General features: G+C 69.1%; 26 protein-coding genes and 1 pseudogene. 12 read left to right on the forward strand and 15 right to left on the reverse strand.

What is annotated here, in order from left to right; all coding sequences use genetic code 11:
- The first annotated feature begins 86 nt into the window (after positions 1–86).
- Together IEY60_RS33155 and IEY60_RS33160 are read left to right on the forward strand one after the other, a co-directional pair.
- The gene (locus tag IEY60_RS33155) at positions 87–770 is read left to right on the forward strand and encodes a TrmH family RNA methyltransferase (protein WP_189034480.1); all 684 of its coding nucleotides are present in this window, start codon (positions 87–89) and stop codon (positions 768–770) included.
- A 201-nt stretch (positions 771–971) separates the two neighbouring features.
- The gene (locus IEY60_RS33160; RefSeq protein WP_189034481.1) at positions 972–2,060 is read left to right on the forward strand and encodes a glycoside hydrolase family 76 protein; all 1,089 of its coding nucleotides are present in this window, start codon (positions 972–974) and stop codon (positions 2,058–2,060) included.
- 3 nt (positions 2,061–2,063) lie between these two features.
- On the opposite strand, the gene IEY60_RS33165 is transcribed toward IEY60_RS33160, so the two are convergent.
- Entirely contained in the window at positions 2,064–2,759 is a 696-nt protein-coding gene (locus IEY60_RS33165; RefSeq protein WP_229740337.1) for a DedA family protein, read from the reverse strand.
- Between the two features lie 4 nt (positions 2,760–2,763).
- A complete protein-coding gene (locus IEY60_RS33170; RefSeq protein ID WP_308426154.1) occupies positions 2,764–3,414 on the reverse strand; it encodes a DedA family protein in 651 nt (216 codons plus the stop codon).
- A 216-nt stretch (positions 3,415–3,630) separates the two neighbouring features.
- Between IEY60_RS33170 and fbaA the strand changes: the two genes are divergently transcribed.
- Both fbaA and IEY60_RS33180 read left to right on the forward strand, forming a co-directional pair.
- Positions 3,631–4,674: a class II fructose-bisphosphate aldolase gene (gene fbaA, locus IEY60_RS33175; RefSeq protein WP_268241503.1), complete on the forward strand. Its 1,044-nt coding sequence runs from the start codon at positions 3,631–3,633 to the stop codon at positions 4,672–4,674.
- Between the two features lie 36 nt (positions 4,675–4,710).
- Positions 4,711–5,829 (forward strand): BTAD domain-containing putative transcriptional regulator, encoded by a 1,119-nt coding sequence (locus IEY60_RS33180; protein WP_189034483.1) that lies wholly within the window; start codon positions 4,711–4,713, stop codon positions 5,827–5,829.
- Between the two features lie 153 nt (positions 5,830–5,982).
- Here the strand turns inward: IEY60_RS33180 and IEY60_RS33185 are convergent, their stop codons facing one another.
- The 3 genes from IEY60_RS33185 to IEY60_RS33195 all read right to left on the reverse strand — a co-directional run bounded on the left by IEY60_RS33185 (position 5,983) and on the right by IEY60_RS33195 (position 8,365).
- Complete coding sequence (locus tag IEY60_RS33185; RefSeq protein WP_189034484.1) at positions 5,983–7,041, reverse strand: fused (3R)-hydroxyacyl-ACP dehydratase subunits HadA/HadB; 1,059 nt, start codon at positions 7,039–7,041, stop codon at positions 5,983–5,985.
- Between the two features lie 98 nt (positions 7,042–7,139).
- Positions 7,140–8,150, reverse strand: a complete 1,011-nt coding sequence (locus IEY60_RS33190) for an Rv0361 family membrane protein (RefSeq protein WP_189034485.1) — start codon at positions 8,148–8,150, stop codon at positions 7,140–7,142.
- Positions 8,151–8,197: 47 nt separating this feature from the next.
- Complete coding sequence (locus tag IEY60_RS33195) at positions 8,198–8,365, reverse strand: hypothetical protein (protein WP_189034486.1); 168 nt, start codon at positions 8,363–8,365, stop codon at positions 8,198–8,200.
- A 356-nt stretch (positions 8,366–8,721) separates the two neighbouring features.
- On the opposite strand from IEY60_RS33195, the gene IEY60_RS33200 reads away from it, so the two are divergent.
- The 4 genes from IEY60_RS33200 (at position 8,722) to IEY60_RS33215 (ending at position 11,971) form a co-directional block, all read left to right on the forward strand.
- Positions 8,722–9,180, forward strand: a complete 459-nt coding sequence (locus IEY60_RS33200) for a hypothetical protein (protein ID WP_229740339.1) — start codon at positions 8,722–8,724, stop codon at positions 9,178–9,180.
- Positions 9,181–10,017: 837 nt separating this feature from the next.
- Positions 10,018–10,224, forward strand: a complete 207-nt coding sequence (locus IEY60_RS33205; RefSeq protein WP_189034488.1) for a hypothetical protein — start codon at positions 10,018–10,020, stop codon at positions 10,222–10,224.
- A gap of 127 nt (positions 10,225–10,351) precedes the next feature.
- Positions 10,352–10,786, forward strand: a complete 435-nt coding sequence (locus IEY60_RS33210) for a DUF3151 domain-containing protein (protein WP_189034489.1) — start codon at positions 10,352–10,354, stop codon at positions 10,784–10,786.
- Between the two features lie 18 nt (positions 10,787–10,804).
- Positions 10,805–11,971 carry an FUSC family protein gene (locus IEY60_RS33215; RefSeq protein ID WP_189034490.1) on the forward strand — a complete coding sequence of 389 codons (1,167 nt, stop codon included), beginning with the start codon at positions 10,805–10,807 and terminating at the stop codon, positions 11,969–11,971.
- Between the two features lie 4 nt (positions 11,972–11,975).
- Here the strand turns inward: IEY60_RS33215 and IEY60_RS33220 are convergent, their stop codons facing one another.
- From IEY60_RS33220 to IEY60_RS33230, 3 genes are read right to left on the reverse strand one after another with little or no spacing between them, the layout of a single operon-like run.
- A complete protein-coding gene (locus IEY60_RS33220) occupies positions 11,976–12,830 on the reverse strand; it encodes a glycosyltransferase family 2 protein (RefSeq protein WP_189034491.1) in 855 nt (284 codons plus the stop codon).
- A 43-nt stretch (positions 12,831–12,873) separates the two neighbouring features.
- A complete protein-coding gene (locus tag IEY60_RS33225) occupies positions 12,874–13,662 on the reverse strand; it encodes a site-2 protease family protein (RefSeq protein ID WP_189034492.1) in 789 nt (262 codons plus the stop codon).
- Complete coding sequence (locus IEY60_RS33230) at positions 13,659–14,318, reverse strand: hypothetical protein (protein WP_229740340.1); 660 nt, start codon at positions 14,316–14,318, stop codon at positions 13,659–13,661. The genes IEY60_RS33225 and IEY60_RS33230 overlap by 4 nt, the downstream gene beginning before the upstream one ends.
- 267 nt (positions 14,319–14,585) lie before the next feature.
- On the opposite strand from IEY60_RS33230, the gene IEY60_RS33235 reads away from it, so the two are divergent.
- Positions 14,586–15,875 carry an adenylosuccinate synthase gene (locus IEY60_RS33235; RefSeq protein ID WP_189034493.1) on the forward strand — a complete coding sequence of 430 codons (1,290 nt, stop codon included), beginning with the start codon at positions 14,586–14,588 and terminating at the stop codon, positions 15,873–15,875.
- Positions 15,876–16,049: 174 nt separating this feature from the next.
- Positions 16,050–16,343, forward strand: coding sequence for a hypothetical protein (locus tag IEY60_RS33240; RefSeq protein ID WP_189034494.1), 294 nt, complete (start codon positions 16,050–16,052; stop codon positions 16,341–16,343).
- A gap of 23 nt (positions 16,344–16,366) precedes the next feature.
- Here IEY60_RS33240 and IEY60_RS33245 read toward each other — a convergent pair whose 3' ends face one another.
- From IEY60_RS33245 to IEY60_RS33255, 3 genes are all read right to left on the reverse strand, one after another.
- Positions 16,367–17,185 carry an alpha/beta fold hydrolase gene (locus IEY60_RS33245; protein ID WP_189034495.1) on the reverse strand — a complete coding sequence of 273 codons (819 nt, stop codon included), beginning with the start codon at positions 17,183–17,185 and terminating at the stop codon, positions 16,367–16,369.
- 173 nt (positions 17,186–17,358) lie between these two features.
- Positions 17,359–17,922, reverse strand: coding sequence for a methylated-DNA--[protein]-cysteine S-methyltransferase (locus IEY60_RS33250; RefSeq protein WP_189034496.1), 564 nt, complete (start codon positions 17,920–17,922; stop codon positions 17,359–17,361).
- Between the two features lie 49 nt (positions 17,923–17,971).
- Entirely contained in the window at positions 17,972–18,238 is a 267-nt protein-coding gene (locus IEY60_RS33255; protein ID WP_189034497.1) for a hypothetical protein, read from the reverse strand.
- Between the two features lie 61 nt (positions 18,239–18,299).
- Here IEY60_RS33255 and yczR point away from each other — a divergent pair, with 61 nt between their 5' ends.
- Positions 18,300–19,802 carry a MocR-like transcription factor YczR gene (yczR, locus tag IEY60_RS33260; protein ID WP_189034498.1) on the forward strand — a complete coding sequence of 501 codons (1,503 nt, stop codon included), beginning with the start codon at positions 18,300–18,302 and terminating at the stop codon, positions 19,800–19,802.
- On the opposite strand, the gene IEY60_RS33265 is transcribed toward yczR, so the two are convergent.
- A complete protein-coding gene (locus IEY60_RS33265; RefSeq protein WP_189034499.1) occupies positions 19,789–20,160 on the reverse strand; it encodes a hypothetical protein in 372 nt (123 codons plus the stop codon). The genes yczR and IEY60_RS33265 overlap by 14 nt on opposite strands.
- A 76-nt stretch (positions 20,161–20,236) precedes the next feature.
- Positions 20,237–21,334: a CaiB/BaiF CoA transferase family protein gene (locus IEY60_RS33270; RefSeq protein ID WP_189034500.1), complete on the reverse strand. Its 1,098-nt coding sequence runs from the start codon at positions 21,332–21,334 to the stop codon at positions 20,237–20,239.
- A gap of 125 nt (positions 21,335–21,459) precedes the next feature.
- Between IEY60_RS33270 and IEY60_RS33275 the strand changes: the two genes are divergently transcribed.
- Positions 21,460–21,942 (forward strand): DUF456 domain-containing protein, encoded by a 483-nt coding sequence (locus IEY60_RS33275; RefSeq protein ID WP_189034501.1) that lies wholly within the window; start codon positions 21,460–21,462, stop codon positions 21,940–21,942.
- 1 nt (position 21,943) lies between these two features.
- Here IEY60_RS33275 and IEY60_RS33280 read toward each other — a convergent pair whose 3' ends face one another.
- Together IEY60_RS33280 and IEY60_RS33285 are read right to left on the reverse strand one after the other, a co-directional pair.
- Positions 21,944–22,810 carry an amidohydrolase family protein gene (locus tag IEY60_RS33280; protein ID WP_189034502.1) on the reverse strand — a complete coding sequence of 289 codons (867 nt, stop codon included), beginning with the start codon at positions 22,808–22,810 and terminating at the stop codon, positions 21,944–21,946.
- 60 nt (positions 22,811–22,870) lie between these two features.
- Positions 22,871–23,350 (reverse strand): annotated as a pseudogene (locus IEY60_RS33285) (pyridine nucleotide-disulfide oxidoreductase); the annotation flags it as partial.

The raw sequence follows: 23,350 nt of genomic DNA on the forward strand, positions 1-23,350 counted from the left end.
GACAACCGCCCGTGAGTCCTACGGTTCCAGGATAGGCGCAGGGGCGGCCGAGCCGTCCTGACCGGCGTCCACCTAGCATTCTCGGGGTGAACGAGTCAGTGCCATCGCCCGAGGTCGAGGTCGCGGGTCCGACCGAATGGGGCGAGCATCCGTACGGACTCGGACCGTGGGAGCAGGAATACGGCACTCCGCCGCCCACCGACGACCGCTACGACCCGCAGTTGCTGGCCGAGGGCGACCGGCGCAATGTCGTCGACGCGTACCGGTACTGGACCCGCGAGGCGATCGTCGCCGACATCGACGCCCGCCGCTTCCCCTTCCACGTCGCCATCGAGAACTTCGGCCACGACGCCAATATCGGCACCGTGGTCCGCACCGCGAACGCCTTCGCGGCGGCCGCCGTGCACATCGTCGGCAAACGGCGCTGGAACCGGCGCGGCGCCATGGTCACCGACCGCTACCAGCACCTGATGCACCACGCCGACCTGGCCGAACTGCGCGAGTTCGCCGCCCGCGAGGGGCTGACCGTCGTCGCGGTCGACAACGTCCCCGGCGCGGTCCCGCTGGAGACGGCGCAGCTGCCGCGCGAGTGCCTGCTGCTGTTCGGCCAGGAAGGTCCCGGCGTCAGCGATGACGCGAAAGACGCTGCGGCGCTGACAGTTTCGATCGCGCAGTTCGGCTCGACCCGTAGTATCAATGCCGGTGTCGCCGCCGGTATCGCCATGCACGCCTGGATCCGCCAGCACGCCGATCTCTCCCTGGCTTGGTGACCGGTCGGTTCCTGACCGTCATGATGTGTGCATCGGACTGGTTGTGATCGAATCAGCCTCGAATCGGTAACGGAACGGGCGCGAAAACCGGGCAGCAACTGGCACCATGGTCCTATGACCTCGCGCAGCGGCCGGCGCCCACAGCCCCTTGATCGCGCCGGATCCGTGCCGACTCCGGCGTTGTGGTCCGAGCGTGCCGACATGGCCGAGTCCGCGATCGTCTCGCGACACCTGCGCATGCTGTGGGGTTGTCCCGGAACGGAATTGGGTGTCGTCGGCTGGCCGGCGACCCGCCGCGAGCGCGCGTTCGCCGGCTGGCACTACTGGTGGCAGGCGCACCTGCTCGACATCGCGGTCGACGCCGCCAACCGCGTGCCCACCCCCGCGCGCCGCAGGCGCATCGGCGCGATCGCCCGCGCCATCCGCATCCGCAACCTCACCGGCTGGACCAACCGCTACTACGACGACATGGCCTGGCTCGCGATCGCGCTGGAACGCGCCGAGCGCACCCAGGACCTGACCGAGGCCCGCCGCGGCCTGGTCGCGCTGGAACAGCAGCTCTACGGAGCCTGGGCTCCCGAGACCGGCGGTGGCATCCCGTGGCGGGTCCGCTCCGATTTCTTCAACGCACCGGCCAACGGTCCGGCGGGCATCGCGCTGCTGCGCCTCGGCCGGGTCGAGCGCGCGCAGGAGATGGCCGACTGGCTCGACGCCACCCTGCGCGACCCCGAATCCGGCCTGATCCTCGACGGCATCCACCTGCCGTCGGGCGAGATCGAGCGTCCGGTGTTCAGCTACTGCCAGGGCGTTGTGCTCGGTCTGGAGACCGAACTGGCCGTGCAGACCGACGACGACCGGCACGCCGAGCGGGTCAGCAGGCTGCTGGCCGCAGTCGAGGAGAACATGACCACCCGCCTGGTGATCTCCGGCGGTGGCGGTGGGGACGGTGGCCTGTTCAACGGCATCCTCGCCCGCTACCTGGCGGTCGTCGCGCTGATGCTGCCCGGCGAGGGCAAGCAGCAGGAGATGGACCGGCGCACCGCGGCGGCCATCGTGAAGGCCTCGGCGACCGCGGCCTGGGCCAACCGCCTCGAGGTGGAGGGCGAGCCGCTGTTCGGGCACGACTGGAGCAAGCCTGCCCGCTTACCCGGCGGCACGGCGGGCGCGGGCAGGTTCACCGCGGGCGGCTCGGTGACCGCCTCCGCCGTGCCGGAACGAGACCTGTCGGTGCAGCTGTCCGGCTGGATGCTGATGGAAGCCGCCTACCAGGTGACCGCCGCGGGGCTGTGAGCCTCAGCGGTCGGCGTCGGTGGTGACGGCCGCGCGATCCAGATCGAAGTCCTCGGCAGGCTTGGCCATCTCCTGGCGGTAGTGCCGCAGACCGAGGATCGTGCCGATGACCAGGCAGACGATCATGATGCCGATCACGGCGGGCATCAGCCAGGGCACCTGCTCGAGGAACTCGCCCGCGTAATAGCCGATCAGCAGCAGCACCGGCGCCCAGATGATCGCGCCGAGGGTGCTGGCGATGGTGTAGCGGCGGTGATCCATCTTGGCCGCGCCCGCCACCATCGGGCACAGCGTGCGCACCCACGGAATCCAGCGCGCGACCAGCACGGCGAAGAAGCCGTGTTTCTCCAGCAGCGCGGTGACCTTCGCCAGATTCCTGGTGTTGATATAGCGGCCGTTCTTGCGCGCGACCAGGTGATGTCCGGTCCGCTGGCCGACGACATACCCGACCTGATTGCCCGCGATCGCGGCCAGCATCGTGCCCACCGACAACGCCCACACCTGGGCCTCGCCGTTGGCGTGCGACGCCATCACGATGCCCGCGGTGATGAGCATGGAGTCCCCGGGCAGGAACAGCCCGATGATGAACGCGCACTCCAGGAAGACGAAGACCAGCACCACCGTCCAGACCACGGCGGGGCCTGCCGAGATCAGCGGATCGAAGCTGCCCAGAGCGTGAATCGACGGTACTGCGGTCACTTGATCAGTGCGTCTCGTTCGCCGAGGCGGCCAGCTCGACAGCAGGCGCGGCCTCGGTGGGTGCGTTACGGCGGCCGAGGACCTTCTTCCCGACGGTGATGATCGCGGGCAGGATCGACACGAACACGATCAGCAGGAAGATCGCTTCCACATGGTCGCGAATGAACGGCACATTGCCGAGGAAGTAGCCGATGATCGTCACACCGCCGCCCCAGAGCACGGCGCCGACGATGTCGAACGCCACGTACTTGCGGTAGCTCATCTTCGACACACCGGCCAGCACCGGCATGAACGTGCGCACGATCGGCACGAACCTGGCCAGGATGATTGTCTTGGGGCCGTGCTTCTCGAAGAACTCGTGCGTCTCCACGATGTACTGCTTCTTGAAGAAGCGGCTGTCCTCCTTGCGGAAGATCGCGGGCCCGATCTTGCGGCCGATCCAGTACGCGCACTGGTCGCCCGCGAAGGCGGTGATGATGACCAGCGGCACGAGCACCCAGATGTTCGGGCTGCCTTGCGCGGCCAGCATGCCGCCGGTGAACAGCAGCGAGTCACCGGGCAGCAACGGGAAGAGCAGGCCGGTCTCGATGAAGACGATCGCCAGGATGGCGGGTAGTACCGCGTTCTTGAGCCAGGTCTCCTGGAGCAGATACATCGGGTCCAGCAACTGGGTCAACGCAAGGTTGTTCGTCACCGCATCGGATACCGCCAGCAAAGTCACGGCCCCCACAGTACCGGTCCAATCTGTGACATGAGTGTCCTGCGGTGTTCGCAGATGCGACGGGAAGAAGCCGGTGAACCCTCCGATCGCTTCCTAACTTAGGGTGTGGCCTGACAGAATTGGTTTTTCGCTTCCCCACAGACGGAGGTCATTGCTGTGCCTATCGCGACTCCGGAGGTCTACGCCGAGATGCTCGGCCGGGCCAAGGCGCACTCGTTCGCATTCCCGGCTATCAACTGCACCTCGTCGGAGACGATCAACGCCGCTATCAAGGGCTTCGCGGAGGCGGGCAGCGACGGCATCATCCAGTTCTCCACCGGTGGCGCCGAGTTCGCCTCGGGTCTCGGCGTGAAGGACATGGTCACCGGCGCGGTGGCGCTGGCCGAGTTCGCGCACGTGGTCGCCGCCAAGTACGACGTGACCATCGCGCTGCACACCGACCACTGCCCCAAGGACAAGCTGGACACCTACGTGCGTCCGCTGCTCGCGATCTCGCAGGAGCGCGTGAACAACGGCCTGAACCCGCTGTTCCAGTCGCACATGTGGGACGGCTCGGCCATCCCGATCGACGAGAACCTCGAGATCGCCAAGGAGCTGCTCAAGCTCTCGAAGGCCGCCAACATCATCCTCGAGGTCGAGATCGGCGTCGTCGGCGGTGAAGAGGACGGTGTCGAGGCCGAGATCAACGACAAGCTCTACACCTCGCCCGAGGACTTCGAGAAGACCATCGACGCGCTCGGCGCGGGCGAGAACGGCAAGTACCTGCTGGCCGCCACCTTCGGCAACGTGCACGGTGTGTACAAGCCGGGCAACGTGGTGCTCGAGCCCGAGGTGCTGGCCGAGGGCCAGCGCGTCGCGGCCGCCAAGCTCGGCCTGTCGCCCGACGCGCAGCCGTTCGACTTCGTCTTCCACGGTGGTTCGGGCTCGCTGAAGTCCGAGATCGAGGACTCGCTGCGGTTCGGCGTCGTGAAGATGAACGTCGACACCGACACCCAGTACGCCTTCACCCGCCCGGTCGCCGGTCACATGTTCACCAACTACGACGGTGTGCTGAAGATCGACGGTGAGGTCGGCAACAAGAAGACCTACGACCCGCGCAGCTACCTGAAGAAGGCCGAGACCTCGATGGCCGATCGCGTCGTCGAGGCCTGCAACGACCTGAAGTCGGCCGGTCGTTCGGTGTCGGGTTCCTGATCGGTTTTTCGCAACAATCAAACGGGGCCCGAGCTCATGAGTCTTGATGTCCGTGTGCTCGGGCCCGTTCGACTGCTGGTCGGCGGTGAGCCGGTGGCGGTCGGCGGGCCCAAGCCGCGCGCTCTGCTTGCCGCGCTCACCGTCAACCGGCGGCGCGCGGTGTCTTCTGCCGTGCTGGCCGAGATGGTGTGGAACGAGGATCCGCCGGACTCCTATGCCGCCAGTCTGCAGGTGTTCGTCTCCAACATCCGCAAGGCGCTGCGCAACGCCGGTATCGATTCCGCGCAGGTCCTGCGGACCGAGGGCGCGGGCTACCGGCTCGAAATCCCCGACACCGCATGCGATCTCGGCCGGTTCGAGAACGCCCGCGAGGCGGGTTCGCGCTGCCTCGAGGTGGGCGACCACCCCGGCGCGGCCAACCTGTTCGGCGCGGCACTGCGCGAGTGGACCGGGCGGGCACTGTCCGACCTGGCCGGGTTGCAGTTCGCCGACGGTTTCGCGACCGCGATGGACGAGGAGCGGCTGCTCGCCGTCTCCGCTCGCGTCGACGCCGAAATCGCCTGCGGGCGCGCGTCTTCGGTGATCGGTGAGCTGGTCTCGATGACCAACGAGCACCCGCTGCGTGAGCCGCTGTGGGGTCAGCTGATCACCGCGCTGTACCTGTCCGGCAGGCAGGCCGATGCGCTCGAGGCGTGCCGGCGGGTGCGCAGTGTGCTGGCCGAGGAACTCGGCATCGACCCCGGTGCCGCGCTGATCGAGCTGGAACAGCGGGTGCTGCGGCAGGAACCGCTGAATCTGGTGGAGGCCAAGCGATCCGAGCAGCTCGCCGCCGCGATGACCGAGACGGTCACCGAGGTGCCGCGCTCGATCCGTAACGGCAACCTGCGCTTCGCCGACGGCCGCACCATCCCGATTCCGCACGGCGGCATCAGGATCGGGCGGATGACGGACAACGAGCTGGTGCTCGACGACCCGAAAGCCAGCCGCTACCACGCGCACATCATGCCGAGCCGCGCCGGACTGCTGATCAAGGACCTGCACTCGGCCAACGGCGTCTACGTGAACGAGGTGCCGATCGACAGCGGTGCGCTACTGGCCGACGGGGATGTCATCCGGGTCGGGGCCACTGTGCTGACGTTCATTGCCGTTTCGTAGGCCGGTTGCGCTGAGCGGGAGCTACCCACAGGTCTCGAAAGAACATGGGTAACTCACCGGGGACGGGCTAACTCCCTCCACACGTACCGCCGGCCGCCAGCCCAAGATGACACCCATCCTGAGCCTGGCCAGAATTCGCGGGGAGGCGGGCTGTTATGTCAGGCGGACGTCGGCGACCGCGCGGCCGAAGAGCTTGCGGCCCTCCGAGATTCCGCTCAGCAGGATGGTGGCGGCGCGGCGTTCGGGGTCGATCGACTTGATCTTGCCGGAGAACTCGATGATGCCCGCTTCGGCCGGGGGGACCGGGACGAAACCGGAGAAGCGGACGGCCAGCTTCTCGATCGCGGTGGGGTCGCCGAGCCAGTCGGTCAGGTACTGGGCGGCCAGGCCCATGGTCAGCAGGCCGTGCGCGACGACGGTCGGCAGGCCCGCCAGTTCGGCGGCGCGGTCGCTGAAGTGGATCGGATTCGGGTCGCCGGAGACGCCGGCGTAGTTGGCCAGGTCGCCGCGGGTCACTCGGGCGATACCGGCGGGCAGCTCGCCGCCCTTGACCAAGGAGTCGAACTCGGGGGTGGTGTTGACCGGGGCGAACTCGCGCGGCGTCGACGCCGGTGCGGCGCCGGTGCGGCGGATCAGCAGGTCGCCGGTGTCGAGACCGGCGATGGTGGCCGGGCGCGGGTGCATGCTGATGTTCTCGACGGCGTCGACGATGTTCGGGTCGACCTCGACACCCTTGCGGGCCACGATCGTGGTCGTGCCCTGCACGGCGGTGTCGCCGTCCTGGTTGATCAGCTTGAAGCCGACGTTGACGAAGTCGTTGTCGGCGAACTGGCGGATCGACTCGATCTCGATCTCGGTGCTGATCCGGTCGCCCGCCAGCATCGGCCGGTGGAGCTCGAAGACCTGGTCGGTCTGCAGGACCTGCGACAGGTCGTACTCGGTGAGCACGCTGTCGAGCAGCGCCCTGGTGGCGCTCATCCCGATCACCGAGGCGAAGGTCGGCGGCGCGATGATGCCCTCGTAGCCGAGCTTGCGCGCGTCGACTTCCTGGTGATGGGCGGGGTGCAGATTCTGCACGGCCCTGGCGAATTCTCGGATCTTCTCGCGGCCGACCTCGTAGTGGTCGCGGAAGCCGAAGCGCTGGCTGACCAGCGCCGCATCCGGGACCACAGCTTCGATGTCCGGCTGTGACGCTGTCTGTTCCCTGCTCATGATCCGGAAAATGTTAGTCGAGAGTCTCACCGGATGACCAGTTATGTGTGACCCGTCATAGCGGGCAGGAATGCCCGCTACGACGGGTCGAGGCAGGGTTACGGGGTGCCCGCGGGGTCGCACACCTTCCAGCTGCCGTCGGTGCGCTGCAGGTCGAACGTGCGCGCGGTGCGCTTCGACGGGTCGGCGGAGGTGTACACCGTCGCCTCGGCCAGTGCGGAGTCGCCGGTGATGCGCACCGCATCCACGCTGTCGACGACCGGGATCGAACCACGCTCGGTCGAGAGCTGATGCACGCCCTTGAACTGCTCGGCGGTGATGCCCTGGTAGAACTCGTGCAGCTGACCGCACGTGCTCGACCGCAGGTCATCGAGATCGCCGCTGCGCAGTGCGTCGGCGTAGGCGCCGATCGCCGTGCGGACCTGACCCTCGGGCGAGCCGTCGCCGGACATCAACGCCACCACGGTCACGATCAGGGCGATCACCAGCACCGCGGCACCGCCTACGGCCAGCAGCCAGCGCTTCGAGCGGGCCGGGGCCTGCGGATCGTCGGCCGCCGCGGTCTGTGGCACCTCGATCCGCTGCGGCGGTGCGACCGGCCGCGGACCGTCCTGCTGACCAGCCCACCCGGTCGACTGTTGCTGACCCTGCTGCGGGCCGCCCGGTGACTGCTGGCCTCGGCCCGGTCCGTCCTGCTGACCCAGCCGCCCGCCCGGCGGTTGCTGGCCTCGGCCCGGCCCGTCCTGCTGGCCGTGCCGCAGGCCGTCCTGCTGGCCTGGCTGCGGGACGTTCGGCGGCGCGACCTGGCGCTTGCCCTCGGGGAGCTGCTGCGCTGGCCGTGTCGGCTGGATGTCGGCGGGCGAGGGAGCCGATGCCGGCTTGGGCGGCACACTCGGGCCGCGCGGCGGCGAAGGCTGCGTCTCCTCGACCCCGGGCCCGTGCGGCCCACTCGGCCCCTGATGGCCAGCCTGCCGCGGCCCAGCGGGCCCACGCGGCGTACTCGGCGGCGGCGTCATCGGCCTGCCACCCGCAGGCGGCACCACCCGATCCGTCGGCCGCTGGATCGGCATGGCCGTCGTCGGCGCATCCGCCGAATCGACCATCCGCATCGCGACAGTCTGATCCTCGGAGGGAGGAACCTCGCCCCCACCCTTCTTCACCAACGAGCCAACCCCAGCAGCCGCCGCCGCGGCCGCAGCAGCACCCGGCCGCCTGCCGGACTTGTCGCCCGGCCCGCTCTGCCCTGCGCCTGGCCCGGCTTGGCCTGCGCCCGGCCCGCTCTGCCCTGCGCCCGGCCCGGCTTGGCCTGCGCCCAGCTTGCCACCGGGCCCGGTCTGGTCGGCGCCCGGCTTGTCCGCTCCACGCGCCGGCGTTCCGGTCTGGAACTTCTCGGTCGCGTCCGCATCAGCGGGCCTCGAACCACCCTGGCCGACAACAGCCCCGGAGACCGTGGGTGCATCCGCATCCGCGTCGCCGTCAGACCCGCCCGAGCCGCGCGTCCTCGAATCTTCTCCGCCGCTGGTCGATCCGAAGCCGGAGCCGGTCGAATCTTGGCGATTCGCACCGCGTTCCGACTCGGCGTCCGCATCAGCAGCACCCGCGCCGGCCGCGGAGCGCGAGTAGGCCGCAGCGCCCTGGCCGTTCGCGGAGTCTGTGCCCGTGGCGTCGGACGCAGAACTCGTGGTCGCCGCTGCGGTGCCCTTGTCCGCCGTTGCACCCGTTGCGGAAGCCGAGGCATCCGCTGCTTCGCTGGTGTCGGCCGCGGCAGCACCTGCTGATGCGGCGGCCGTGCCGTCTGCCGGGCCTTCGTTCGAAGCCGGACGATCCGCGGCTGCCGCTGTGTCGTCGGCCGAGGTGTCGTCAGATGCTGTGCCCGCAGCGGCAGCGCCGGCGAGCGCCGCACCCGCCGCGGCCGCGGATGCCTTGCCGGACTTCGCAGTCGAGGTCGACGGACGGTCGACCTGGCTCATACCGGCCGTCGGGATGTCCGCCTGCGCGGCCTTCGACTGCGCGCTCGAAATCTTCGCGGTGGTGTCGTTCGCCGAATCGCCCTGGGCTGCCGATGATTTCCGGCCGGGGATGGGCATCGCGGTGGTCGGCGCATCAGGGCTCGCGGGATCGGCTGCGCGATCGTCCTGACGGGCGGCGCTTTCCGAACTCGCCTGCTCGGGACGGGCCCCGCCGGGCAGTCCCTGCGACAGTCCCGCCAACGGCGAGGCGGCCGCGGCATTCGAGCCCTGGTCCTGCGCCGGGTTCTGCGTGCCGCGCCCCTGGTCACCGCCTCGACCCGCATCGGGCCCTCGCCGACCAACGTCCTGCGATCCCGCGACAGCAGAGCCGGCTCCCGGCCCGCCTACTCGCGGCGCGCCTTCAGACCTATCGCCCGGCCGCGCCGGAGGCTGCCCGGCGCCCTGCGAACCGCCGGGGGCACTGCCACGACCCGAAGGCTGTTGCCCACCAGGCACATTGCCGGGGCGCCCACCCGGCTGCGGTCCACCGGGCCCGCCCTGGGGACGTGGTCCACCCGGGCCGAGGGGCTGTCGCCCGCCGGGCACGTTGCCCTGACCCGGCCCACCGGGCACATTGCCGTGACCCGAGGGCTGTGGGCCAGCGCTACCCGGTCGCGAAGCTTGTTGTCCACCCGCGGCATTCCCTGATCGACCGACGGGCTGAGCGCGGCGCGGTGGTGCCGGAGGGTGCTGGGGGCCGGGCGCATTGCCGGGGTGCCCCGCCTGCTGCGGCGCGCCGGGACCGCCCTGGCCCCGTGGTCCGCCGGGTCCGCCCATGGGCCGCGCGGGGTTCGAAGGCTGTTGTCCACCAGGTGCGTCGACCGATCGACCGCGGCCCTGCGACGGCCCGCCGGCCGAACCCTGCCCGCCGGCCGAACCCTGCCCGCCGGCCGAACCCGAGCCGCCAGCCGGAATCTGTCCGCCGACGGAGCCCGCACCCGCAGTCCCCGGCAGCTCACCGCGCCGGATGACCACCGTCTCCGCGGTACCCCCGGCGGCCGGGGTAACCGTCGCCCTGCCCGGTTCGGTGACCGCTTCGGGGGTCGACTTGGGTGCGCCGGTCGGCGGCGCGGTGCTCGACGAATCGGCGCCACGTTGGGCGCTGCGCCCGGTCGCGCCGGGGTCGGCAGGCTCGGCTGCCGGGTTGTTCTCGTCGGTCGGGTCGGACACCTAGTACCCCTCGCTCAGGCTCGAACGTTCCACTCCTGCGTCAGCCTAATGCGCGCCGCGCGGGGGAGTTCGCCGATCGCCCCGCGGCGGGCCGGGCGTCGTCGTCGAACGGCTCGGTGCACAATGAACCCATGACCTCCTTCGGTGACCTGCTCGGACCGCAGCCGGTCCTCCTTCCCGAATTGATCGACGCCGAAGACGCCATCGCGGCGGGCACCGACCCGGTCAAGGTCGCCGCCGACCACCCGGCCGCGTCGGTGGCGTGGGCCCAGCTCGCCGAGAACTCGCTGGAGCGCGCGGGCGGCGAGGTCAATCACGACACCGTCGCCGCGTACGCGTTCGCCCGCACCGGCTACCACCGCGGCCTCGACCTGTTGCGTCGCAACGGCTGGAAGGGTTTCGGTCCGGTCCCGTGGAGCCACGAGCCGAACCAGGGCTTCCTGCGCAGCGTCGGCGCGCTGGCCAGGGCCGCGAAGACGATCGGCGAGACCGAGGAGTACGCCCGCTGCCTCGATCTGCTCGAAGACTGCGATCCGCGCGCGGCGGCCGAACTCGGCCTGGACTGAAGCGTGGCCGAGTCGTAGGTGAGCGATTCCCACTCCGTCGTCGCCGCGGCAACCCCGGTAGTTGTTGCCGCGAGAACCAGCACCGTCGATCGCTTCAAGGCGTCCTCGGTGCGGCTGCGGCTGTCGGCGATCCCGATCATCCAGTGCTCGCTCGGTGCGGCACTGGCCTGGTTCATCGCGCACAACGTCCTCGGCCATCCCGAGCCGTTCTTCGCGCCGACGGCGGCGGTCGTGTCCATCGGCATCTCCTTCGGCGCCCGCCTCCGCCGGTCGGTGGAGCTGGTGGTCGGCGTCGCCGTCGGCATCGGCATCGGTGACCTGTTCATCGCGCAGGTCGGCACGGGTGTCTGGCAGGTGGGGCTGGTCGTCGCCGCCGCGATGGTGTGTGCGGTGTTCCTCGACGGCGGCTCGATCATCACGATCCAGGCCGCCGGTTCGGCCGTGCTGGTCTCGACCCTGAGCCAATCCGCCGCCGAGGGGCCTGCGCGCATGATCGACGCCCTCGTCGGCGGCCTGGTCGGGGTGCTCATGGTCGGCCTGATCCCGCTGCACCCGGTGCGCCGGGCCCGCGAACACGCGGCCGACGTGCTGTCGGTGATGAGCAAATCCATGATCACCTGCGCCGACGGCCTGCTCGAGCAGAATTCGGCCAAGGTGCACGACGCGCTGTCGGCGGTGCGCGCCACCCAGAGCCAGATCGACGCGCTGCGTTCGGCGCTGGCGGGCGGCCGTGAGGTCAGCCGGATCTCGCCGCTGTACTGGAACTCCCGCAAGCGGCTCGCGCGCATCCATTCGGCGGCCGATCCACTCGACAACGCCGTCCGCAATACCCGTGTGCTGCTGCGCCGTTCACTCACTCTGGTCCGCGACGACGAGGTGCTCGACCCGCGCCTGATCGACCTGGTCAACCAGCTGGGCCACGCGACCGACGTGGTCCGCAGGATGATGCTGGCCGACCCCGGCGAGCAGCCGGATCAGGCCGAGGCCACCCGCGCGCTGCGCAGTGTCGCCAAGAACGCCCGCCCGGAACTGGTTGCCGGGGCCGGTCTTTCGGCGCATGTGGTGTTCGCCCAGATCAGGTCGATCGTGGTGGATCTGATGGTGGTGTGCGGGATGCAGCGCATCTCGGCGATGGCGCTGCTCCCGCCCACTGTGCCCAATCCGTATGTGACGCCGGAGGAATGACGGTTCAGTCGCCGACGGGGGAGACCCTGGGACGGCCCGGCCGCAGCGAGAACCGCTTGCGATCGAAGTCCCACACCCGGTAGATCGGCCACTGCGAGGTGTGCATCAGCCAGGCGCCGGTGATCACGGCGCGGTGGAAGGGCACCACGTCGTAGCCCTGATTGGCGATGGTCTGCAGCCCGCGCAGCTGGTACTTCCACCAGACGCTCGGCGGGGTCTTGCGACGGCGCGCGGAGATCTCGGCCCGCAGCGGCGGCAGCTGGTCGATGCGCAGCTTCGCCTTGGTCAGGCACAGCGCCAGGTCGAGGTCCTCGTGCAGGTCGCGGCGGGTGGTGGTGGCATCCTGCACCTGCTGCCAGGCGCTGCGCCGGATCGCCATGTTCGCGCCGTGCACATTGCCGACGGGCTGGTGCTTGATCAGGCCGAGCCGCTCCTGCCCGCCGATGACGGCCGCGAGGAAGAAGCCGATCGGGGAATCGTGGTAGGTGCTGATGCCGGTCACCGCCATGGTGTCCGGATGCGCGTCGAGGTGCGCGCGCACGGTGGCGCCCCAGTCGGGCCCGACAAGGGTGTCGGCGTCGATGCGGCCGATGTAGTCGCCGCGGGACTTGTCGAAGCCGGTGTTGCGCGCGTGCGCGACGCCCGGATCCGGCTCCTCCAGCAACTCGATCTTGGGATGTCGGATGGCGAGATCGGCGACGATCTCGCGGGTGCCGTCGGTGCTGCCGTTGTCGACGACGACGATCTCGTCGATGGCGTCCTGGCCGACTAGGCGTTCCAGACAGGCGGTGATGCAGGAAGCTTCGTCGAGCGTCGGGATGACGACCGACAGGACTACGGGCGGTTCGGTGGAGCCCATATGCGTTTCCGTTCCAGAGTCGTGGCTGACCCGCGACAGGCTATCAACGCCAGAAACGAGTCATGTGGCTGCCGTAGGCGGCCCAACCCTCTGGTACCCCGGAAAGTTCGAACAAAGCGTAAACGCCGTTGAAGAAAACCTGGCTCAGCGGTGTGAAAAAGATGACAGCGAAGAGGATCAGCATGCCGTACGGCTTGAACTGGTCGAGCGACCGGCGAGTCTCGTAACTGAGCGACGGCTCGATGATGCCGTACCCGTCCAGGCCCGGCACCGGCAGGATGTTCAGCAGAAACGCCGTGATCTGCAAGAACGCCAGAAAACTGAGCCCGACCCAGAACGCCGCGTGCTCCTGGACCGACCCGAACACCCGCACGATCACGAGCAGCACCACCGCGCACAGCGCGTTGGACGCCGGACCGACAGCGCTCACCAACCGCTGCACACTCGACCGGAACCGGGTGGTGTCCACATACACCGCCCCACCGGGCAGGCCGATACCGCCAAGGGCGATGAACACCAGCGGCAGGCCGATCGACAGCACCGGGTGGCTGTACTTGAGCGGATTCAGGGTGAGATAGCCCCGTACTTCCACTTCGTGATCGCCTGCCCGCCACGCGACATAGGCGTGCGCGAATTCGTGCAGGCACAGGCTGATGATCCAGCCGAACACCACGAGGATGAACACACCGAACTTGGCCCGCACCGACTCGAGGTCGGCATCCCAGGCCAGCGCGCCACCGGCCACGGTGATCAGGACGATGAGCAGGAAGACCGGGCTGGGACGGACGGCGCTGTGGCCGGTCCGCCTGCCCGGTGTGAAGGAACACGTCATCTCACCAAGAGCCAGGGTTGTTCGAATCGGTAGAAGGTCGAGCGGGGCACCCTGCGTTCGGTGGTGATGCCGTCGCGGGTGACGATCGCGCCCGGCGTGCCGAGCTGCGCGGCGCGCCCGGACACCCAGCTGCGCTTGCGGAAGCCCTTGCGCACCCGCGCGCGGACCCCGGGCATCGTCATGGTCGGCGAGATCAGCATCGTCGCCACGGTGCCGCTGAACAGCAGGGTGTCGTCGACGTAGGCCTCGCCCTCGAGGGCGGCGCCGTCGATGCCGGTGATGCTGGCCCGGCCGACGAGCACGGTGCCGGTGTCGTCGCGGATCAGCGGGGTCTCGATCGCGCGGCCGTCGATCGCGATCTTCGCGGCGGCATTGCCGGTGGCAGTCTGGTAGACCCGCGAGGCATAGGTCGTCTCGACCGGGACGAATCCCACCTCGACGTGCAGCCGTTCGGTGCGCATCAGATGGGTGAGCACGGCGGCGAGGCCCGCGTCGGAGCCGAGCACGATCAACCGCGGCAGGCTGTCGGCGGCCAGCACGGGCAGCAATTCGTCGATGACGGTGACATCGGGCAGCGGGCCGGTCTGGGTGGTCGGCAGCGAGGCGAGCGCGATCGGGACCGGTATGTCACCACATCGGAGAACGTGGGTACTCAAACTGCGGTACACCCTCCTCGGTACGGCCGACGGTGTGTCGCCCACAAGCACACGGCAAAACCCCCTGCCGGCAAGTAACCGTATCCGATCCTGGCGTCGGCGAGGGCCGGGGGGCGGCACGCTCGGGCAGGGCACGTCGAGGGCCCCTGATCAGGCGTCGGCTAGACTGTGTCTCCGGCCACCGCCTCAGTGACTGGACGCGCAGCGTCCTACGGCAGGTAGCTGCAGTACACAGTGTGCTGCCGTCGATCTGTAGGAGACTCCGAAATGCCGGCAATCGTCCTCATCGGTGCCCAATGGGGCGACGAGGGTAAGGGCAAAGCTACCGATCTGCTCGGCGAGCGGCTGCAGTGGGTGGTCCGTTACCAGGGCGGCAACAATGCCGGCCACACGGTGGTGCTCCCCAACGGCGACAAGTTCGCGCTGCATCTGATCCCGTCCGGCATCCTCACCCCCGGCGTCAAGAACGTCATCGGCAACGGTGTCGTCGTCGATCCGGGTGTGCTGCTCGACGAGCTCGCCGGACTGGAAGAGCGCGGAGTCGACACCTCCGGCCTGCTGCTCTCCGCCGACGCGCACCTGATCATGCCGTACCACGTGGCCATCGATAAGGTCGCCGAGCGCTTCCTCGGCAGCCGCAAGATCGGCACCACCGGCCGCGGCATCGGCCCCTGCTACCAGGACAAGGTCGCCCGCGTCGGCGTCCGCGTCGCCGACGTGCTGGACGAGAAGATCCTCACCCAGAAGGTCGAAGCCGCACTGGAATTCAAGAACCAGGTGCTGGTGAAGATCTACAACCGCCGCGCGCTGGACCCGCAGCAGGTGGTGGACGAGGTGCTCGAGCAGGCCGAGTCGTTCAAGCACCGCATCTCCGACACCCGTCTCGAGCTGAACCTGGCGCTCGAGCGCGGCGACACGATCCTGCTGGAAGGCTCGCAGGGCACCCTGCTCGACGTCGACCACGGCACCTACCCGTTCGTCACGTCGTCGAACCCGACCTCCGGCGGCGCCGCGGTCGGCTCGGGCATCGGCCCGAACAAGATCGACACGGTGCTCGGCATCCTCAAGTGCTACACCACCCGCGTCGGTTCCGGCCCGTTCCCGACCGAGCTGTTCGACAACTTCGGTGAGTTCCTGGCCAAGAACGGCGGCGAGGTGGGCGTCACCACCGGTCGCGCCCGTCGCTGCGGCTGGTTCGATGCCGTCATCAGCCGCTACGCCACCCGCGTCAACGGCATCACCGACTACTTCCTCACCAAGCTCGACGTACTGTCGGGTCTGGACACCGTGCCGATCTGCGTCGCCTACGAGATCGACGGCGAGCGGGTCGAGCAGATGCCGACCACCCAGACCGAGTTCCACCACGCCAAGCCCGTCTACGAGGAGATGCCCGGCTGGTGGGAGGACATCTCGCACGCCCGCACCTTCGAGGAGCTGCCCGCCAACGCGCAGGCCTACGTGCTGCGGCTCGAAGAGCTGTCGGGCGCGCGGATCTCGTGCATCGGCGTCGGCCCCGGCCGCGACCAGACCATCGTCCGCCACGACGTCTTGGGCTGAGTTTCCTTCGCGAACTGCCCCTTCCCGGTTCGGGGAGGGGCAGTTTTCGCTGTTCAGGGCGACACGCGCGAATCATGCCGACTCAGCGCGGTCGGTCTCGTCTCCCGACGGGTCCGCGGGTGGCGCCGGACGCGTCCGGGGTACCGTCGAAGCCGTTCCGGACGGAGGTGGCTGATGGCGATACGTGCAGGTCTGGCCCTGTCGGCGCTGCTCACGCTCGCCGTCCTGCCCGGCTGTAGCTCGCCGGACGAACCGGCCCCGCCGCCCAGCCCGGCGCCGGTGAGTTCGGTGCTGCCGCCCGCCCAGACGCTCATCCCCTCCCAGCAGCGCAACGAGCGGATCCGCGGGATGCTCTACGCGGCAGGCTGCACCAGCAATGCCTGCGTGCAGACCTACTTCGCCTGCATGGACGGCTACCTCACCGGCGATCCCTGCCAGTTCTACCGGGACCACCCACCTCCACCCTGACCGCCTCTCCGCTTACCGGCGGATCATCGTGTGCGGGTGAGGAATTCGCCGATCGCGGGGGCGAGGATCGAGACCTTCGGGTTGTGGCTGACGCCGGGGAGCTCGGCGAATTGCGCGTTCGGCAGAACCTCGGCCGCGGCCTTGGCGCCCTTGGTGAGCATCGGCGCGGTGCGGTCGCCCGCGAGGACGAGGACCGGGACGGTGACGCCACTCCATTCCGCGGCGTCGAGCTTCTTGCCGCGCATATACGGCTTCATCACGGCCCAGTCGTGTGCGGTCGAATTGGCCGTCGCGGCAAGGTCTTTCCAGAACGGGGTCACCCGCATCGCGGTGACCATCAGCCACGGCATGCCCATCGCCTTGGTCATGTAGTAGCGGACCGTCTTGTTGCGGTCGTCCGCGGCGATCATCGGATGCAGCTTGGCTTCCAGATCCTTCGGCGGCACATGGTCTTTCGGGTCGACCACGAACGGCGGCTCGAAGGCGACCACCTCGGTCACGCCGGGCACCTCCGCCGCGGCGAGCAGCGCGAGCGCGGCGCCGGACGACCAGCCGAACAGCGCGGCCTTCCCGCCCGCGGCCTCGACCAGCGCGGCGATATCGGCGATCTCGTTGGCCACGTCGTACACGCCGGGGGAGTCTGCGCTGTCACCGCGCCCGCGCCGGTCGTAGTTCAGCACCGTCAGGTCGAAGTCGGCGGCCAGCGTCCGCGCGAGCTCGACCATGGTCGCGAACTCGCGGTAGCTGAACGCGCCGCCGATCAGGATGACCGTCCCCGCCGTACCTTCCCCGACCCGGTCGTAGGCGATCGTGGTGCCGTCGGCCGACGTCACAGTCTGCATTGTGGTTCCTCTCGATACGGGCCGTGTGACCACCGGACTCGACGTTACGCGATCGGGTCCTAGCAGGTCGGCACGGGTTTACGCCCGGCATCCTCCGCCGGCGCGCCCGGCGAATTCGATCTTGTCGGGTACCGGTGCAGACGGCGTCGGTCGCGCGGATTCATCGGTCGGAATCAGAACAGCATCGGCTCACCGAAGCCCGGGGTGCGCTCGATCTCCAGCAGCCGCGCCTTGGTGCCGATGCCGCCCGGCGCCGAGAAGCCGTGCAGCGCGTGATCGGCGGCGAGAACCCGATGACAGGGGATGATCAGCGGAACAGGGTTGCGTCCCAGCGCCTGCCCGACGGCTTGGGCCGACCCCGGTGCGCCGAGGCGGGTGGCGATGTCGCCGTAACTGAGCGTGTGGCCGGGGTCGATCTCGCGGGTCACCGCGTAGACGGCGCGGTGGAACTCGGGCACACCGCGCAGGTCGACGTCGATCCAGCGCAACGGGTCGACCGTGCCTTCGAGATGGGCGCGAATTCCCGCGATCGCCGCGGTGATCGCTGGCCCCGGCTCGTCCTCGACCACCGGCACGCCGTCGAGTGGTCTGGTGATCCGGGCCAGCGTCTCCTCCTCGCTCGCCTCGGGTAACTGGAACCGCACGACGGTCTCGCCGTGCCAGGCGATCGCGCACAGGCCGATCGCCGTGTCGAACAATGCCGCGGCAACCGGTTCGGTCCTGGTTCCGGAACTCATGATCACAGTGTGCGCCGACCCGGTGACAGATTCCGGTTCGACCCTGCGCTCACGCGGCGAGCGGCCCGCGCTGTCCGGATTCAAGAGGTCCAGTTTTCGGCAACTGGACTGGACTGTCTGGGGAGGCCTGCTCATCCTCGTGCACCCGGAGGGCATCCAGATCGCGGAACTGGCGCTGCTCATCGTAGGTGCCGAAAGCCCGGTCGTGGGGCAGATATTGGAACGGCCAGAACGGCAATTCCCCTTGTTTCGGCGAGAAGTGATAGACGGCGTACCCGAAGGCGGTGGCGACGGCGAGGGCGAGGAAAGTGGTCATGTCGTAAGAATCCTCCGACTGGCCTTGCCTATAAATATCCACTTACGGAATACTGGACTTCATGGTGACAAGAGTGATCGGCGCGTCCGGCCTGGCCCGCGACCTCGGCCGGTGGCGTGACCCCGAATCCGGCGGCGATTCCCCCGAACGCCGCCCGCACCGCCCCGCCTATCTGGCCCTGGCCGAGGCGATCCGCCTGCTGATCCACGACGGCCGCGCTCCACTCGGCGTCGCCCTGCCCAGCGAGCGCGATCTGGCCACCACTCTCGGCGTCAGCCGCACCACCATCACCTCGACGTACTCGCTGCTCCGCGAGCACGGCTACCTGATCAGCCGCCAGGGCTCCCGCAGCACGGTGGCACTGCCGCCTGCCATCCAGCACGACGGCTCCAAGCCGACCCGCGGGATCATGGCGCTGATGGCCCAGCCCGAACTGCCGACCATCGACATGACCTACGCCGCGATGTCGGCCCCGCCGGAACTGCACGAGGCGTATTCGACCGCACTGCAAGGCATTCCGCCCTACCTCGGCACGCACGGCATGGACCCGGTCGGCGTGGTCGCCCTGCGCGAGGCACTGGCCCGCCGCTACACCGCCCGCGGCCTGCCCACCGAGCCCGAACAGATCCTGGTGACGCTCGGCGCCCAGCACGGCCTCCGGCTGCTGCTCAATGTCCTCACCTCGCCCGCCGCGCGCGTCCTGATCGAACACCCCACCTACCCCAACGCCATCGAGGCGATCCGCGATGTCGGCGCCCGCCCCATCCCGGTCCCGCTGCGTCCCGAATTCCCGCACGCAGGTTGGGATCTCGACGGTCTGCGCAGCACCGCCAGGCAGACCGCGGCGACGCTGGCCTACCTGGTCCCGGATTTCAACAACCCCACCGGCCTGCTGCTCGACGCCGAGGGCCGCGCCGAACTGGCCGCCATCGCCCGCGACACCAGGATGACTGTCGTCGTCGACGAGTCGATGAGCGATCTGAACCTGTCCGGTGAGACCATGCCGCCACCGGTCGCCGCGTTCGCCAAGGGCTCGGAGATCATCACCATCGGTTCGGCGTCGAAGTCGTTCTGGGGTGGTCTGCGGGTCGGCTGGATCCGCACCAATCAGGCGCTGATCACCAAGCTGCTCGGCATCCGCGCCACCGTCGACCTCGGCACCCCGGTGATGGACCAACTGGCCACCGTCCACCTGCTGGAGAACGCCGACCCCATCCTCGACCGCCGCCGCGAACAGCTGCGCACCCAGCGCGCCGCCCTGCTCGACGCCGTCGCCGAAGACCTCCCCGGCTGGTACATCGCGCCCGGCGCGGGCGGCATGTCGGTCTGGGCCCAGCTTCCGAGCCCCGTGTCCACCGCACTGGCTGCCACCGCCCCCAACCATGGCGTATTACTCGCCGCCGGACCACGTTTCGGCGTCCAGGGCGCCTTCGAACGCTTCCTGCGCCTGCCCTTCACCCACCCCGAACCAGAGCTGCGCCTGGCCGTGAAATCCATCGCGGCGGCCTACGAAGCCCTCACCCCGCGCGCCGCCGACCCGCTGCAGCCGCTCACCTGCTACTGAATCCGCACGGGTGGGATCCGGCCGACGCCGATGCGGGTCGCACGGTCTCGTAGCCCGCGCCGAGCATGAACAGCGTCGAGATCAGGACGGCGACCGCGGTGATCGGCACCGCGACGGCGCCGCGCGTCGACCGATACCGGAACAGCAGCACCAGCAGGCACAGCAGCGAGATGGTGCTGGCCAGCAGCAGTCCGGCCGCGAGACCGTTCAGCGCGCTGACCGCCGCAGGCACCGGGGCCTCGCTGCGGCAACGGGATTCGATGAGCCGGGTCTTGCGATCGTCGAGCATCCCTTCGGCCACGGTGAAGGCGAGCAGCGCTGCACCGAAGGTGGTCACCGCGATGAACGCGGCGAGCACCTTCGGTGGCCGGTGGCCGGTGCGAGTCCGTGATCTGTCGTCGATAGCAAGAGGCTACCAATGACAGGCGGGCAAATCAGTCAACCCAGACCGATTCGATCGGTGTCGTTTCCGACGGCGGCGGTGTCGGCACGCCACCGGGAGTGCGGGAGAACCGCGGCGCCGGCGCGTGCTGGACGACGCCCTCGATATCGATCAGGCCGGTGCGGGCGACGATGTGCGGATTCTGCTCGGCCTCGGTGAAGGTCAGCACCGGGGTGGTGCAGGCATCGGTGCCGTCGAAGATCGCGGCCCACTCGTCGCGGGTCTTGGTCTTGAACTTGTCCGCGAACAGCTTGCGCAGCTGCTCCTGCCCGTTCGGATCGATCTGCATCGGCAGACCCTCCGGGTCGATCTCCAGCCCGGCCAGCAGCTCGGCGTAGAACTGCGGCTCGATCGCGCCGACGGCCATGTACTTGCCGTCGGAGGTCTCGTAGGTGTCGTAGAAGGCCATGCCGGTGTCGAGCAGGTTGGTGCCGCGCTCGTCGGACCACAGGCCGACCCCGCGCATGCCCCAGATCATGTGCGAAAGGGCAAGCGCCCCATCGATCATCGCGGCGTCGATCACCTGGCCCTTGCCGGAACTCTGCCGCTCGACCAGCGCGGCGAGCACGCCGAACACCAGGAACATCGAGCCGCCACCGAAGTCGCCGACCATGTTCAGCGGCGGCACCGGGCGCTCGCCCTTGCGGCCGATGGCGTTGAGCACGCCGGTCAGCGAGATGTAGTTGATGTCGTGGCCCGCGCGATCGGCGAGCGGGCCGTGCTGGCCCCAGCCGGTCATCCGGCCGTAGACCAGGCGCGGGTTGCGGGCCAGCGCGTCGTCGGGGCCCAGGCCCATGCGCTCGGTGACGCCGGGACGGAAGCCTTCGAGCAGCACGTCGGCCTTCTCGACCAGGTCGAGGATCTTGGCGACGTCGGCGGGGTCCTTCAGATTCGCTTCGACAATGGTCCGGCCACGCCACTGCGGGCGCTCCATGAACCCGGGCATCATGCCGGGACGCTGCACGCGGACCACGTCGGCGCCGAGGTCGGCCAGCAGTAGCGCGGCATGGGGACCCGGCCCGATGCCGGCCAGCTCGATGACCTTGATCCCCGCGAGGGGTCCCTGCTTGGCGTTGGTGGACTCGCTCACACCTGACCTCTGTTCATCGTCGAACGGTATTGACACTCTGACAATAGCGTCGGGATGGCGGCCGGGGTAGGGCATGGGCGAGAATTCCGGTGGCGCGACTCGGCGCCACAACGGGAGGACCGGTAGTGAGCGTGTGGGGTGAGGTCATCGTAGGCCTCGTCATTCTGGTCGGTCTCGTCGGCGTGATCGTTCCGATCCTGCCCGGCGTCATCCTGATCTTCGCCGCGATCGCGGTGTGGGCCTTCATGACCGGCGGCGCCGAGGCCTGGACGGTGCTCGCGATCGCCACGGTCGCGCTCGGTATCTCCGGTGTCGTGAAATACACCTGGCCGGGCAGGCGGATGCGCGAGGCGGGGGTGTCGAACCGGGCGCTGCTGGTCGGCGCGATCCTGGGCGTCGTCGGGTTCTTCGTCATCCCGATCGTCGGCCTGTTCATCGGCTTCGTGCTCGGCGTCTACCTGGCCGAGCTGTACCGCTTGAAGACCAACCAGCTGGCCTGGCCCGCGACGGTGCACGCGCTCAAGGGCGTCGGGCTGTCGATGCTGGTCGAGCTGCTCGGCGCGCTGGTCGCCGCCGGCGTGTGGCTGACCGGCTCGATCCTGGCCTGAGTTACTCGATGACCGGCAACGGGCGGGTGTGCTCGCCCGCGCCGGGCAGCTGGTTGCGGGGAATCGGCACCGTCGGATTGTCGGTGCGCCGGATCGGCATCGTCGGCATCGGGTCGGTCGCCGAGCGCTCGAGGGCGGGCAGCCGGTAGGCCTCGCGCGCGTTGTCCTCGAGCACCGCGTGCAGATCGGCGCCGACGACCTGGCAGATCAGGTCGACATCGGCGTCCTCGAACGGCCTGCCCGCGCGGGTGCCGGGCAGGTCGGTGCCGAACATGAGCGCACCGGGATTGACCGTGTGGATGCGGCGCAGCGTCTCGGCCACGTCCATGTCGACCCGGCCGAAACCGGTCGCCTTCACCCTGGCGCCACGATCGACCAGATCGAGCAGGTAGGGCAGGCCCTCCTGGGACATGCCGAGATGGTCGATCGAGAGCGCAGGCAGCTTCGAGATGACCGGCTGCAGCGACGCCAGCATCTGCCCGTCGATGTAGAGCTCCACGTGCCAGCCGGCCAGCTCGTGCGCGCGCAGCGCCTGCAGGGTCATCTCGGTGATGTCGGCGGCGGCGCGCTTGAGGTTGAACCGCAGGGCACGCACGCCCGCGCGGTCCAGTTCGATGATCTCGTCATCGGTGGCGTCCAGATCAAGCCGGGTGACCCCGACCCAGCCGTCCCCGAGTTCGGCCAGCGCGGCCTTCAGATACGACTGGTCGGAACCCTGGAACGACGCGCTGACCACCGCACCACCGCGAACATCGAAGTGCTCCATGCGCTTTCGATAGTCCGCGATGGTGTAGGGGGCAGGCAGGTAGCCTTCGTTCTCGATCAGCGGGAACCGCGGATCGATGATGTGGACGTGGGCATCGAACACTTGTACAGAATGCCTCGAGTTCGGCGGAATGGAACAGTTCGGCCCCTCGGGGTCTTCCGGTCAGACCTTGTTCGGCTCGGAAGCGCGCAGCATGTCCTCGCGCTCGACGACCTTCACGCGCTCACGACCTTCGGGCTCGCCCAGGGCGCGCTCGTGCGCGTCGAGGCGATACCAGCCCGCCCACGTGGTGAACGGGATGCCCTTGCCCTCGAGGAACGTGGTGACCGCGTCCAGCTCGGGCTGCGGCGCCGGGGTGAAGTCCTTGGCGTCGTCGAGCAGGCAGGCGATGGTCTCGTTGGCGTCGCCCTTGGTGTGACCGATGAGGCCGACCGGGCCGCGCTTGATCCAGCCGGTCACGTAGGTGGCGGGCATGAAACGGGCGTCGCCCTCGGCGGTCTCGTCGGAGATCACGCGACCGGCCTCGTTCGGCACGGTGCCGGCCTGGTCGTCGAACGGCAGCTGGGTGATGTTCTGCGACAGGTAGCCGACGGCGCGGTAGATCGCCTGCACGTCCCACTGCTTGAACTCGCCGGTGCCCTT

The organism is Nocardia rhizosphaerihabitans (genome assembly GCF_014646295.1).
Lineage (GTDB): Bacteria > Actinomycetota > Actinomycetes > Mycobacteriales > Mycobacteriaceae > Nocardia > Nocardia rhizosphaerihabitans.